12 protein-coding genes are annotated in these 12,576 nt (G+C 65.0%); 6 read left to right on the forward strand and 6 right to left on the reverse strand.

Annotated features, from left to right (window positions below):
• Nucleotides 1-21: 21 nt before the first annotated feature.
• The 5 genes from CH295_RS15990 to CH295_RS16010 all read right to left on the reverse strand — a co-directional run bounded on the left by CH295_RS15990 (nucleotide 22) and on the right by CH295_RS16010 (nucleotide 5,285).
• Complete coding sequence (locus CH295_RS15990) at nucleotides 22-519, reverse strand: methylated-DNA--[protein]-cysteine S-methyltransferase (protein WP_094633909.1); 498 nt, start codon at nucleotides 517-519, stop codon at nucleotides 22-24.
• Complete coding sequence (locus tag CH295_RS15995) at nucleotides 516-1,982, reverse strand: DNA-3-methyladenine glycosylase 2 family protein (protein WP_037191429.1); 1,467 nt, start codon at nucleotides 1,980-1,982, stop codon at nucleotides 516-518. The genes CH295_RS15990 and CH295_RS15995 overlap by 4 nt, the downstream gene beginning before the upstream one ends.
• 57 nt (nucleotides 1,983-2,039) lie before the next feature.
• Complete coding sequence (locus CH295_RS16000) at nucleotides 2,040-2,210, reverse strand: YbdD/YjiX family protein (protein WP_072692145.1); 171 nt, start codon at nucleotides 2,208-2,210, stop codon at nucleotides 2,040-2,042.
• A complete protein-coding gene (locus tag CH295_RS16005; protein WP_037191430.1) occupies nucleotides 2,211-4,484 on the reverse strand; it encodes a carbon starvation CstA family protein in 2,274 nt (757 codons plus the stop codon).
• Between the two features lie 159 nt (nucleotides 4,485-4,643).
• Nucleotides 4,644-5,285 (reverse strand): TetR/AcrR family transcriptional regulator, encoded by a 642-nt coding sequence (locus CH295_RS16010; RefSeq protein WP_094741265.1) that lies wholly within the window; start codon nucleotides 5,283-5,285, stop codon nucleotides 4,644-4,646.
• 104 nt (nucleotides 5,286-5,389) lie between these two features.
• On the opposite strand from CH295_RS16010, the gene CH295_RS16015 reads away from it, so the two are divergent.
• Nucleotides 5,390-6,820 (forward strand): MFS transporter, encoded by a 1,431-nt coding sequence (locus CH295_RS16015; protein WP_094741266.1) that lies wholly within the window; start codon nucleotides 5,390-5,392, stop codon nucleotides 6,818-6,820.
• Between the two features lie 4 nt (nucleotides 6,821-6,824).
• On the opposite strand, the gene CH295_RS16020 is transcribed toward CH295_RS16015, so the two are convergent.
• On the reverse strand, nucleotides 6,825-8,006 hold the full coding sequence (locus CH295_RS16020) for an ROK family transcriptional regulator (RefSeq protein ID WP_094741267.1): 1,182 nt from the start codon (nucleotides 8,004-8,006) through the stop codon (nucleotides 6,825-6,827).
• A 142-nt stretch (nucleotides 8,007-8,148) separates the two neighbouring features.
• On the opposite strand from CH295_RS16020, the gene edd reads away from it, so the two are divergent.
• The 5 genes from edd to ychF all read left to right on the forward strand — a co-directional run bounded on the left by edd (nucleotide 8,149) and on the right by ychF (nucleotide 12,505).
• Nucleotides 8,149-9,972 carry a phosphogluconate dehydratase gene (gene edd / locus CH295_RS16025; protein ID WP_094741268.1) on the forward strand — a complete coding sequence of 608 codons (1,824 nt, stop codon included), beginning with the start codon at nucleotides 8,149-8,151 and terminating at the stop codon, nucleotides 9,970-9,972.
• 30 nt (nucleotides 9,973-10,002) lie between these two features.
• Nucleotides 10,003-10,620 (forward strand): bifunctional 4-hydroxy-2-oxoglutarate aldolase/2-dehydro-3-deoxy-phosphogluconate aldolase, encoded by a 618-nt coding sequence (gene eda, locus CH295_RS16030; protein WP_094741269.1) that lies wholly within the window; start codon nucleotides 10,003-10,005, stop codon nucleotides 10,618-10,620.
• Between the two features lie 79 nt (nucleotides 10,621-10,699).
• Entirely contained in the window at nucleotides 10,700-11,029 is a 330-nt protein-coding gene (locus CH295_RS16035) for a CD225/dispanin family protein (RefSeq protein ID WP_094741270.1), read from the forward strand.
• Nucleotides 11,030-11,077: 48 nt separating this feature from the next.
• Complete coding sequence (locus CH295_RS16040; RefSeq protein WP_094741271.1) at nucleotides 11,078-11,413, forward strand: LLM class oxidoreductase; 336 nt, start codon at nucleotides 11,078-11,080, stop codon at nucleotides 11,411-11,413.
• Nucleotides 11,414-11,425: 12 nt separating this feature from the next.
• Nucleotides 11,426-12,505, forward strand: a complete 1,080-nt coding sequence (gene ychF, locus CH295_RS16045; RefSeq protein ID WP_037191439.1) for a redox-regulated ATPase YchF — start codon at nucleotides 11,426-11,428, stop codon at nucleotides 12,503-12,505.
• The last annotated feature ends 71 nt before the right edge of the window (nucleotides 12,506-12,576 follow it).

A 12,576-nucleotide genomic window follows, 5' to 3' on the forward strand; every position in this document is an offset into this window, starting at 1 on the left:
CGCCGTCCAAGGCGAGGCCGGTCAGGCCGCCTCGTGTGCCAACAGCCATTCCTTGACGGGCAGTCCCCAGCGGAAACCGCCGAGAGCCCCGCCGATTCGAACCACCCGGTGGCACGGCACGAACAGCGCGGCAGCGTTGCGAGCGCATGCCGACGCAGCACCGCGGATGGCTGCCGGTCTGCCGGACAGTTCGGCGAACTGGGAGTAGGTCACCGGCGCACCGGGTTCGACGGTGCGCAGGACGCCCCAGGCATGCATGAGAAATTCGCCGGATCGTTGCGCGACGGCAACGGAGTCGATGACGGTCAGCTCACCGCGGTGATAGTTCTCGACGGCGCGCGTCACATCGCCGAGATCGGCCGCGGTGCGCACGCTGTCGGGTCGCATCGTCGGGTGGATCAGGACGCGGAGTTCTTCGACGTCGGCGGTCCAGCCGGACGCGAGCACGCGCTGATCGGCGTCGACGATGGTGCTGAACGGCCCGATCGGGGTGTCCTGGGTGGCGGCGGTGGCTGTCATGGCTGTCTTCTTTCCAGTGCGGTGACCCACAGGTGCATCGAGACGTACGAACGCCACGGAGCCCAGCGGGCGGAATCGTTCAACGAGATGCCGAGTGCCTGAGCACCTTGGCGGACGACGAGATCGGTATCGAGCAGAACATCGGGATCACCGAGCAGGCGCATCACGACGTACCGGGCGGTCCAGGGTCCGATTCCTTTGAGCGCGAGCAGTTCTCGCTCCAGTTCCGGCCCTTCCCGCGCGGGATGCAGCACGACGGTTCCCGACGCGATGGCGTCGGCGACGCGGATGACGGTCTGCACACGGGCGGCCGGTCCGGTGAGTACCTCGTGGCCCCGTTCGGCAATCACGGCCGGTTCGGGAAACAATCTGGTGACGGTGTCGTTGCCGAGATCGACCGGTGCACCGAGAGCGTCGACGAGCCGGGCGGTGTGGGTGGCCGCAGCCTTCAGCGAGATCTGCTGCCCGATCACCGTGCGCAGCAACATCTCTGCGCCGTCGACCACTCCGAGGGCGCGGATGCCCGGGTGGGCGTCGACGCTCGGTGCCAACTGCGGGTCCGAGCGCAGTGCGTCGTCGACGGCGAGTGGGTCGGCGTCGAGATCGAGCAGGTGGCGGATTCGGGCGACGGCAGGGGCCAGGTCTCTCATGTCCTGCAATGTCACTGCCGCGCTGACGAATCCGTCCATCACCCGTAGTGCCACGAGTCCGGCTGCGTGCGGCAGTCGCAGGGATCGCACGTATTCGCCGTCCTCGGCGAAGAACTCGATGCCCTCGACCACGTGGCCCCGAAGGAACCACTCGATCCAGCCGCGGTCCAGCGGCGGTCGGTACGGCAATCGCAGAGTGACGGTTCCGCCCGCGGTCGGCACGGCGGTGCGGTGTGCTTCTCGACGCAATGTCGACGGGTCGACTGCGAAGACTTCCTTGATGGTGTCGTTGAATTGCCGGACGCTGGAGAAGCCGGCCGCGAAGGCGATGTCGGCCATCGACATGTCGGTGGTCTGAATCAGCGTGCGGGCGGTGTGAGCGCGGTGCGCGCGGGCCAGGGCGAGCGGTCCTGCACCGACCTCGGCCGTGAGCACGCGGGTCAGCTGCCGGGTCGAGTAGCCGAGGGTGCTGGCGAGGCCGTCGACGCCACCGCGTTCGACGGCTCCGTCGGAGATCAGTCGCATGGCGCGAGAACTGAGGTCCGAGTGGATGTTCCAGCGTGGGGAACCGGGGGTGGCGTCGGGCTGGCAGCGGCGGCAGGCGCGGTAGCCGGATTGTTGGGCCGCCGCTGCGGTGGCCAGAAACGAGACGTTGCCCGGCTTGGGGGTGCGGGCCGGGCAGGAGGGCCGGCAGTAGATGCCGGTGGTGGAGACGGCGGTGAAGAACTGGCCGTCGAACCGTGCGTCGCGCGAGGAGACCGCGCGATAACACCGATCGAAGTCCAGTTCTTGCACCTGCCGTTCGCTGCTCATGCACCTACTGTGTCAGCGCGGACGCGTCGGTGCTAGCGGAAATCGGACATCACCGTGTCAGCAGCAGCGTGCCCCCGGGTTTCGGTCCGCCTCCGCGTGCCGGTCCTTCCAGTACTGCCGCACGGTCGGTGGTTCCTGGCCCGGGTGGTGGCGGGCCAGATGGGCGACGTAGCGGTCGTAATCGTGGTCGCCCATCACCGAGGTGATCCACCACCACAGGCCCCGCATCTAGTGCGCCGATCCGGGGCGACGGACGGTGCCCGCCTCGATCAGCTCGTCCCATTCGGCCTGGATCTTCTTCTCGGCCGGGGTGAGAACGAAACCGGTGGGGCCGAAGATCTTCGACGGCACCTCGGGCTCCTCGTTGTCGGGCAGGGTATCTCCTCGAACTGCCTTGATGCACACCCACACTCCGGCGAACACGACGACCAGGACGAGCACCGCGAAGATGATCGACAGCGTGCCCTGAATGAAGGTGTTGCGGATGACGGCGTCGATGGCCTCGGGTGTCTTGGCGCTGCCGAATTCGGTGAGCCCCTGCGCCTTGGCGTCGCGGAACTGCGAGTGCTGAGTCCAGTAGCCGATGGCCGGGACGGAGGAGAAGATCTTCTGGTACGACGCCGTCATGGTGACGATGAGGTCCCACGCCAGCGGAACCCCGGGAATCCAGGCCCACTTGTAGAGGCCACGCTTGACGACGATGACCATCACCACCGTCAACGCGATGGCGGCGAGAAGCTGGTTGGCGATACCGAACAGCGGGAACAGGGTGTTGATGCCGCCCAGCGGGTCGGTGACGCCCATGAGAAGGATTGCGCCCCAGGCTGCGACCACGATCAGCGAGCAGATCCAGGCACCGGGGCGCCACGACGGATCCTTGAACTTCTTGGCCGAGGCTCCGGGCAGGTTGCCGATGCTGTCGGAGAGCATGAAGCGTGCGACGCGGGTGCCTGCGTCGACCGTGGTGAGGATGAACAGTGCCTCGAACATGATCGCGAAGTGGTACCAGAACGACTTGAGTGATTCGCCGCCGAACACCTGGTGCAGTACCTCGGACATGCCGAACGCGAGTGTCGGTGCGCCGCCGGTGCGGGAGATGATCGATTCCTCACCCACATCGGTTGCGGCCTGGCTCAGTTCGGCGGGGGTGATGTCGCCGCCGCTCAGTCCCAGTCCGTTGACGTAGGTCGCTGCGGTCTCGGGAGTGCCGCCGGTCAGGGTGGCGGGGGCATTCAGTGCGAAGTAGATGTGCTGATCGAGGACACATGCGGTGATCAGAGCCATGATGGCGACGAACGACTCGGTGAGCATGCCGCCGTAGCCGATCATGCGCATCTGCTTTTCCTTCTCGAGCAACTTCGGCGTGGTGCCGGAGGAGATCAGAGCGTGGAAGCCGGACAGTGCACCGCAGGCGATGGTGATGAACAGGAACGGGAACAGCGATCCCGCGAACGCCGGTCCGTTGCCTTCGGTGGCGAAGGTTGTCATCGCAGGCATCTGGATTTCGGGGCGTGCGATGAGAATGCCGACGGCCAGCAGAGCGATGGTGCCGACCTTCATGAACGTCGACAGGTAGTCGCGAGGTGCCAGCAGCAACCACACCGGCAGGATGCAGGCGAGCAGGCCGTAGCCGATCAGCAGCCACGCGACGGTCACCTTGGAGAGGGTGAACCAATCGGTGCCCCAGTCGGTTTCGGCAACCCAGCCGCCGGCGACGATGGCGAGCAGGAGCAGTACGACGCCGATGAGCGAGACCTCGGTGACGTTGCCCGGTCGCAGGAAGCGCAGGTAGACGCCCATGAAGAGTGCGATCGGAATGGTCAGTGCAATGGAGAAGACGCCCCACGGGCTTTCGGCGAGTGCGTTGACGACGACGAGCGCGAGCACCGCGATGAGGATGATCATGATGACGAACACCGCGACCAGAGCGGCGGTGCCGCCGACGACGCCGAGTTCGTCGCGGGCCATCTGGCCGAGGCTGCGGCCGTGCCGACGCGTCGAGATCCACAGCACCAGGAAGTCCTGTACGGCACCGGCGAACACGACGCCGATGATGATCCACATGGTGCCGGGCAGGTAGCCCATCTGAGCGGCGAGGACGGGTCCGACGAGCGGGCCTGCTCCGGCGATCGCGGCGAAGTGGTGGCCGAACAGCACCCGACGGTCCGTCGGCATGTAGTCCTTGCCGTTTTCCAGGATCTCGGCCGGTGTCGCTCTGTCGTCGCGTGGGAAGACGATCTTGCGTTCGATCAGCCTGGCGTAGAAGCGAAAAGCGAAGATGTACGTACACACCGCGGCGATGACGAACCAGACGGCGTTGGGGTTCTCTCCGCGGACGATTGCGATGATCGTCCACGCGACACCGCCGAGTAGGCCGATGGCAACGAGCATCAGACGCTTGATCGGCGTCATGGGATGAGAGTCGACGACCCCGACGGGTGGGAGGTCGGGGTCGGTCTTCAGCAATTCGACGTGTGGATCGTCGGGCGCTTTCAATGACATGTGTGGGGTCTCCATGCTCGCAGTTTGTGACTGCGATCACCCTATGTGCGCGGCGGGTGTGCGTCCTCGAATCGGCACATCGTCGTGCGCCCGGCGGTCGCTGGAGTGCGACGAACGGGATGCGGTGATTCGAAGCCGCCTCGTCTTCTGCGTGCCGGATCAGCGGTCGAGCGCCGAGGCGGCAATGGTTCCGTCGATCTGGGCGGTGATCGCGGCTCGCAGGTCGAATGCCGCGGAATGATCCGCCCATCGCGGCAGCAGGCCGGCAACGGTCGGTGCAACCGTTGCGACGGCAGTGGGGTCGACCTTCTCGAACCACGAGCGTTCGTCGTCGGGGCGTCTGTCGAGCTCGGCCTGCCACATCAGTTCTGAGGTCGCGAGGTACCACGTCGACCGCCAGAGCGACAGTGCTCGCAGCTCGGTCATGCCGGTTTCGAGCGCCGCGGCAAGAAAGCGATCGGCCAGCGCGAGAGCAGGTGTGCCGACGGTTGTTCCGGTCCGGAGGATGGGCACGATCCACGAGATGGATGAGAGTTGCCGGTGCATGTCCATGACGATCTCGACCATGCGTTCGCGCGGCGACCCCGTGGGTGTGGCCCATTCGATCTCGTTCGCGATGTCGGTGAGTACCAATGACAGGAGTTCGGATTTGTTGGCCACGTGGTAGTAGAGCGTCATCGGCTTGGATCCGAGTTCGAGTGCGAGGCGTCGCATGCTCAGCCCTGCGACACCGTCGCGTTCGAGCATCCTGCGTGCTGCCGAGACGATGGCTGCCCGGTCGACGGTGCTGTTCGCGGGCATCGGTTCACCTGCTTGTCGTAGCTCTTGTAGTTCAGGGGTGAGCCTACTACCGTCTCGTACGCGTACGAACTTTCGTACGCGTACGACATTGGAAAGGCTCGATCATGACCGATCCTGGAGTGCCTGCGGGCGCCGTGATTCGGGTGGGCGCTCTGTCGACCACCATTTTCATGGTTCAGTTCCTGGTTGCGCTCGACGTATCGCTGGTGAACATTGCACTCCCCGACATTGCCTACGACCTGGGGTTCGGTGATTCGGCGTTGCAGTGGGTGGTCAGCGCTTATCTGCTGACGTTCGCCGGGTTCATGCTGTTGGGCGGTCGCCTCGGTGACGTCGTCGGCCGACGACGAGTCGTGCTCGTGGGCTCGACGCTGTTCGGGGCGGCGAGCGTCTTGGGCGGCCTCGCGTGGAACGCGCCGTTGTTGTTGATTGCACGGGCAGTGCAGGGACTTGCCGGTGCTCTGCTCGCCCCTGCTGCTCTGGCGTTGGTGACCGAGGTCCCGGAGGGGCGGCAACGTCGCCGCGCATTGGGGCTGTGGAGCGCTGCGGGAGCCGGCGGCGGGGCGGTCGGCGTCGTGCTCAGCGGGCTGCTCACTCACGCATTCGGCTGGCGTGCAGTGATGTTCGTCAATGTGCCGATCGTGATCGTCGGCCTTGCCGCCGCGTATCGGCTTCCGAGCCACAGACTTACGCTTACCGATCGACGCCTCGATTTCGCTGGTGCGTGCCTGGCGACGTTGGGGGTCGGGTCGCTCGTGTACGCCGCCTCGTCAGCAGCAGATTCCGGGTGGACAGCGGCGTCGGTTGTCGCCGGATTCGTGTGCGCTGCCGTCTTTCTGTTCCTGTTCGTTTTTGTCGAATCGCGTGTGGTGCAACCGTTGATGCCGCTGCGTTTGTTCAGGGTTCGCAGTGTCGTGGGAGCGAACGTCTTCGGTTTCATGTTGTGCGCAGGACAACTCGCCGCGTTCTACTTCGTGTCGTTGTACATACAGAAGGTCTGGGGCGTTGCGTCCGACGTCGCCGGGTTCATGTTCCTTCCCTTTTGCTTCTTCGTGGTGGTCGGAATCGCCTCGGCGAGCAAGGTGTCGGCTGCGATCGGACCGCGTTTCACTCTCGCGGTGTTCGGTGTCGTCGGGGCGATGGGACTCGCAGGCTTCGCGCTGATGCCGCCCCAGGTCGCCTTCTGGACCGGTGTCGTGCTGCCATCGGCTCTGGGAGGCATCGGCATCGGCGGTTCGATGGTGGTCCAGGGCGCGGCTGCCATCGAGGGAGTGGAGCCGGGTGATGCGGGAATCGCCTCCGGCGTACTCAATGCGGCGCGGCAATTGGGAGGCACTCTTGGACTGGCCGTGTTGGTCACGATTGCAGCCACGGCCACTGCGTCGTCGACCGCATCGTCCGAGGCGCTGAAGGCCGGAGCCGGTTACAGCACCGGGTTGGCCGTCGCGGCGGGTCTGTTGATCGTCGGTTCGGTGCTTGCCGTGCTCATCGTGCCGTCGCACGCCCCGGCGCGAGCCGAAACTCGGTCCAGATGATCCGTCAGCTACCGAGAGCCTCGTCGACGGCCCGGGCGCTGAGCACCTGATCCAACACCAGCGCTGCGCTGCCGATGACACCCGACAGGTCGCCGTGGGTGGTGGCCTGGATGGTCAGTGCTTTGGTGGCCAGTGCGGTGGCGTTGCCGTAGACGGTCTCGCGCAGTCCTGCGACGAAGATGTCGTAGGCGTTCGCCATGTCGCCGCCGATGATGAGTACCTCGGGGTTGAGCAGGTTGACGGCCCCGGCCAGGGTTTCGCCGATGTGGCGTCCGCTGTCGCGGATGAGTCTGCGCGCTTCGGGGTCGCCGCTGACCGCGAGGTCGACGACGCCGCGCACGTGGCCGACTTCGCGGCCCTGCTCGTTCAGTGCGCGCACCAGAGCCCAGCCACCCGCGATGGCCTCGAGGCAGCCGCTGTCGCCGCACCTGCACGCGACCCCTGCGGCGGCTGCGGTCTTGGTGTGGCCGAATTCGCCTGCAGCGCCCAATGATCCGCGCTGCAGTGCGCCGCCGGCGACGATCCCGGCACCGAGACCCGTCGAGGCCTTGACCAACAGGGCGTTCTGGAAGCGATCTCGATTGTCGCGGCGTTCGGCGAGGACCATCGCGTTGGCGTCGTTGTCGAGAAACACCGGAGCCGACGTGGTGTCGGCGAAGAACGGTGCGAGCGGCACCCCGTCCCAGCCGTGCATGATCGGCGAGTCCAGGCTGCACCCGCGCGCGGTGTCGGCGGTGCCGGGGATGGACAGCCCGACCCCGAGGATGCGATGTCCGGTTCGGTGCGAATCCTCCAGAAGTACCTGCAGTCGCTTGGTGATCTGCGGCATCAGCTCGTCCGGTCCGACGCCGATCTCCTGGTCGACGGTGTCGCTCGCGAGCAATTCACCGCCGAGGGTGAAGACGCCCAGTTGGGAGCGGCTGCGTCCGATCGCGGCGGCGAGCACGACACCGGCGTCGATGTCGAAGGACAGTCTCGCCGGGGGCCTACCGCCGGTCGACTGAGTGTCCTCGGTTTCGATGACCAAGCCGAGCTCGGTGAGCGCGGCGACGCGGGAGGCAACGGCCGATCGGGAGAGGCCGGTGATCCGTCCGAGTTCCGCGCGGGTTTCGGCGTCTCTGTCGCGCACGAGAGCGAAGATCTCACCTGCCGTCGCAGGTGGAGCGGTCAGGCGCGGCATGGACATAGACGCCATTCAACCAACTGGCAACTTTTACGGCAACAGCCTAAGAAGTGTCACTTATGACTTCGAAAAGCATAAGTTGGGTTGCTGATGGACCTAACCGGCTCTAGGCTGGGTCGTGAGAGACCGAACATCGGAGATACTCATGGACACACTTCATCCGGTCCTGCGTCAGGTCACCGACCGCATCGCAGACCGCAGCCAGTCCGACCGCACCACATATCTCGCTCGAATCGCTGCTGCCGGGGATCAGGGCCCGGCCCGTGGCCGACTCGCCTGCGCCAACATCGCCCACGGCTTCGCGGCCTCCGGTAAGGCCGACAAGCAGGCGCTGCGCGGCATGGTCAAACCCAACATCGCGATCGTCTCCGCCTACAACGACATGCTCTCGGCGCACAAGCCGTTCGAGACGTACCCGGCCGTGTTGAAGAAGTCGGTCATCGACGCCGGCGGCATCGCACAGTTCGCCGGTGGCGTCCCCGCCATGTGCGACGGCATCACCCAGGGCCGCGACGGCATGCAGCTGTCTCTGTTCAGTCGGGACATCATCGCGATGTCGACGGCAATTGCGTTGTCCCACGACATGTTCGACGCCACCTTGATGCTCGGGGTGTGCGACAAGATCGTCCCCGGAATGCTCATCGGCGCACTGAGTTTCGGTCATCTGCCCGCGGTGTTCGTGCCCGCCGGTCCGATGACCTCCGGACTTCCCAACGGGGAGAAGGCAAAAGCGCGCCAGCTCTACGCCGAGGGCAAGGTGGGTCGCGAGGCTCTGCTGGACGCCGAGGCCGCGTCGTATCACGGCAGTGGCACGTGCACGTTCTTCGGAACGGCCAATTCCAACCAGCTGCTCATGGAGGTCATGGGCCTGCACCTGCCGGGATCGTCGTTCGTCAACCCAGGAACCGCGATGCGCGACGCGTTGACCCGCGAGGCCGCCCACGTCGTCACCGGTCTGACGTCGCTCGGTGACAATTACACGCCGGTGGGGGAGGTCGTCGACGTCAAGTCGATCGTCAACGGCTGCGTTGCACTGCTGGCCACCGGTGGTTCGACCAATCACACGATGCACCTCGTTGCCATCGCGAAGGCCGCCGGAATTACGTTGACCTGGCAGGACCTGTCCGATCTGTCGGCCGTTGTGCCGCTGATGGCCCGGATCTACCCCAACGGCAAAGCCGACGTGAACCACTTCCACGCGGCCGGTGGACTCGGGTTCGTCATCGGGTCACTGCTCGACGCCGGATTGATGCACGAGGATGTGAAAACCGTTGCCGGGCAGGGCCTGCGGCGCTACACACAGGAACCGAAGCTCGACGGCGACGGGGTGATGTGGCAGGACGGTACCCGGATGAGCCACGACGACACCGTGTTACGTGGCGCGAACGAGCCGTTCAGCGCCGACGGCGGACTGAAGATGCTGACCGGTCCGATCGGAAAGTGCGTCATCAAGACTTCTGCACTGGCACCCGAACACCGCGTGGTCACCGGACCGGCGCGAGTCTTCGACGATCAAGCCGACTTCCTCGAGGCATTCGACGCAGGGCTTCTCGACGGCGACTTCGTTGCCGTGCTGCGTTATCAGGGCCCGAAGGCCAACGGTATGCCCGAGTTGCACAAGCTGACCCCGGCTCTCGGAATCCTGCAGGACAAGGGACGTTCCGTAGCGCTGATCACGGACGGTCGGATGTCCGGTGCCTCCGGAAAAGTGGCTGCGGCAATCCACCTGACGCCCGAGGCGGCGAGCGGGGGACCGATCGCGAAAATTCTCGACGGTGACATGATCACCCTCGACTCTCTCGACGGCACATTGTCGATCGATGTTCCGCTCGACGAGTTCGAGGCTCGACCGGTCGCCGGACGAGTCCTGGACAAGGACGAATGGTCGAGCACCGGTCGTGATCTGTTCTCGGGCATGCGTGCGCTCGTCGGTCCTGCCGACGAGGGCGCAATGTTCGTCATGCGCTGAGTCCCTGTAACTCCAGAAGAAGGTAAGAACGTGACTGCATCTCTGCTCGACCGCGTACCCGTCATCCCCGTCGTTGTCATCGAGAACCTCGATCATGCCGTTCCGATCGCCCGCGCCCTGGTGGCCGGCGGAGTGCCCGTCATCGAGCTGACGTTGCGAACTCCGGTGGCCCTCGACGCCATCGAGCGCATCGCCGCCGAGGTCCCCGACATCCTCGTCGGTGCCGGCACCATCATCACTCCCGGCCAGGCCAAGCAGGCCGCGGACGCGGGCGCTCAGTTCCTGGTGTCGCCGGGCTGCACGCCTTCCCTGACGAAGGCCATGCGAGATACCGGATTACCGCATCTGCCCGGTGCCGCAACGGTATCCGAGGTGCTCACCCTCCTCGAAGCCGGCTATACCGAGCTCAAGTTCTTCCCCGCCGAGGCGTCGGGTGGTGCGAATTTCTTGAAGTCGATCCACTCGCCGATCCCGGCCGCACGCTTCTGCCCGACGGGTGGCATCTCGACCGCCAATGCGTCGGCATACCTGGCTCTGCCGAATGTCGGATGCGTCGGGGGATCGTGGCTCACTCCGGCCGCGGCTGTCGCAGAACAAGATTGGGATGCCATCGTCGCTCTCGCGACAGCTACGGCCGAACTGGTCTGAGATTCCCGTCTCCGGCGATGGAACCCAACGGGTCGGTGCAGCGTCCAACCAGCTGTCCGTCATCGAACAATCGGGGGAAATGATCATGTCGAATCCGTACGAGCAGTCGGAGTTCCAGCAGACCCAGCAGCCCTATCCGGCAGCGCAGCCCTATGTGCAGGCACCGACTCTGCCGTCGTCCAATGCGGGATGGGCCGTGGTCGCCATCATCTTCTTCTGGCCGTTGGCCATCCCGGCGTTCAATCACGCACTGAAGGTGCACCCGCTGTGGATGATGGGTGACGCTCAGGGCGCGCTCTATTCGTCGAATCGTGCCGGGTTCTTCGGGAAACTGTCGCTGGGGATATTCGTCGTCCTCATAGTTCTGTACTTCGCCTTCATTGCACTGGTCGTCGCCAACTCGTACTAGGTCCCGACCCTTGACCTCGACATAACTCGAGGTTCTAGCGTCGCGGGCATGGACACACTCGGCCTCGGCAGACTCGGCATTTCCATCGACGTATCGCCGTCGCATCTCGACGACGTACGCACGTTGGAGCCGCTGAGCTTTCTCGCCGCAGTCCCTGGTTGTCGGCAGAACTTCTTGCGTAAGGGATTCACAGAGGCCGACGTCGACCAGCTCAGCGACCGATTGGTCGACGGCCTGGTGGTGTGGGGGAGTGTCGGCGACATCGCCGATCGGGTGGCGGAGCACCACGAGGCGGGAGCGGATCACGTCGTTCTTGCGCCGCTCGGCGCGTCGAGCATCGCTGCTGGCCGGGCACTGTCCGAGCTGGTGGTGTCGTCAAAGTAGACTCCATAGACCGTGAGCCTCACCCTCGGAATCGTCGGACTGCCCAACGTCGGCAAGTCCACCCTCTTCAATGCACTGACCAACAACGATGTGCTGGCCGCGAACTATCCGTTCGCCACCATCGAGCCCAACGTCGGTGTGGTCGCGCTGCCGGATCCTCGGCTCGGGAAGCTGGCCGAGGTGTTCGGTTCGGAGAAGCTCGTGCCTGCGCTGGTGTCGTTCGTCGATATCGCCGGCATCGTCAAGGGTGCGTCCGAGGGCGCAGGTCTGGGCAACAAGTTCCTCGCCAACATTCGTGAGGCCGACGCCATTTGTCAGGTCGTTCGTGTCTTCGCCGACGACGACGTGGTCCACGTCGACGGTCGCGTCGATCCGACCGCCGATATCGAGGTCATCGAAACCGAACTCGCGATCGCAGATCTGCAGACGCTGGAGAAGGCCATCCCGCGCCTCGAGAAAGAGGTGCGGATCAAGAAGGATCGCAAGCCTGCACTCGACGCGGCGCTGGCAGCGCAGGCTGTGCTGAACGACGGCAAGACGCTGTTCTCGGCCAAGGCGAAGCTGGACTTCGAGCTGCTAGGTGAATTCCAGCTGCTCACCACCAAGCCGTTCCTCTACGTCTTCAACGCCGACGAGTCGGTGCTCACCGACGATGCGAAGATCGGCGAACTCGCGCGCCTCGTCGCTCCCGCCGACGCGGTGTTCCTCGACGCGAAGATCGAGTCCGAGCTGCTCGAACTCGACAAGGAATCGGCAGCGGAACTGCTCGAATCCGTCGGACAGACCGAGCCCGGTCTCGACGCGTTGGCTCGCGCCGGCTTCCACACCCTGGGCCTGCAGACCTACCTCACCGCAGGCCCGAAAGAGGCTCGCGCGTGGACCATTCATCGGGGTGACACCGCGCCCCAGGCAGCGGGCGTCATTCACACCGACTTCGAGCGCGGCTTCATTAAGGCCGAAATCGTGTCCTTCGACGACCTGGTTGCCGCAGGTTCCATGGCCTCGGCCAAGGCCGCGGGCAAGGTGCGCATCGAGGGCAAGGACTACGTCATGTCCGACGGCGATGTGGTGGAGTTCCGCTTCAACGTCTGATCGACGAATCCGTAGAATCGGTGGCGCAGTACGACTGAGTGTCGGATATTCTTACCGCGGTGGTACGCGCC

Source organism: Rhodococcus sp. 14-2483-1-2 (genome assembly GCF_002259405.1).
Lineage (GTDB): Bacteria > Actinomycetota > Actinomycetes > Mycobacteriales > Mycobacteriaceae > Rhodococcoides.

What these genes read in the sequence shown, in the direction of transcription:
- CH295_RS15995 (WP_037191429.1), bottom strand. Translation starts at nt 1,982, where the DNA reads ATGAGCAGCGAACGGCAGGTGCAAGAACTGGACTTCGATCGGTGTTAT.
- CH295_RS16005 (WP_037191430.1), bottom strand. Translation starts at nt 4,484, where the DNA reads ATGTCATTGAAAGCGCCCGACGATCCACACGTCGAATTGCTGAAGACC.
- CH295_RS16035 (WP_094741270.1), top strand. Translation starts at nt 10,700, where the DNA reads ATGATCATGTCGAATCCGTACGAGCAGTCGGAGTTCCAGCAGACCCAG.
- CH295_RS16040 (WP_094741271.1), top strand. Translation starts at nt 11,078, where the DNA reads ATGGACACACTCGGCCTCGGCAGACTCGGCATTTCCATCGACGTATCG.
- CH295_RS15990 (WP_094633909.1), bottom strand. Translation starts at nt 519, where the DNA reads ATGACAGCCACCGCCGCCACCCAGGACACCCCGATCGGGCCGTTCAGC.
- CH295_RS16020 (WP_094741267.1), bottom strand. Translation starts at nt 8,006, where the DNA reads ATGTCCATGCCGCGCCTGACCGCTCCACCTGCGACGGCAGGTGAGATC.
- edd (WP_094741268.1), top strand. Translation starts at nt 8,149, where the DNA reads ATGGACACACTTCATCCGGTCCTGCGTCAGGTCACCGACCGCATCGCA.
- CH295_RS16010 (WP_094741265.1), bottom strand. Translation starts at nt 5,285, where the DNA reads ATGCCCGCGAACAGCACCGTCGACCGGGCAGCCATCGTCTCGGCAGCA.
- CH295_RS16000 (WP_072692145.1), bottom strand. Translation starts at nt 2,210, where the DNA reads ATGCGGGGCCTGTGGTGGTGGATCACCTCGGTGATGGGCGACCACGAT.
- CH295_RS16015 (WP_094741266.1), top strand. Translation starts at nt 5,390, where the DNA reads ATGACCGATCCTGGAGTGCCTGCGGGCGCCGTGATTCGGGTGGGCGCT.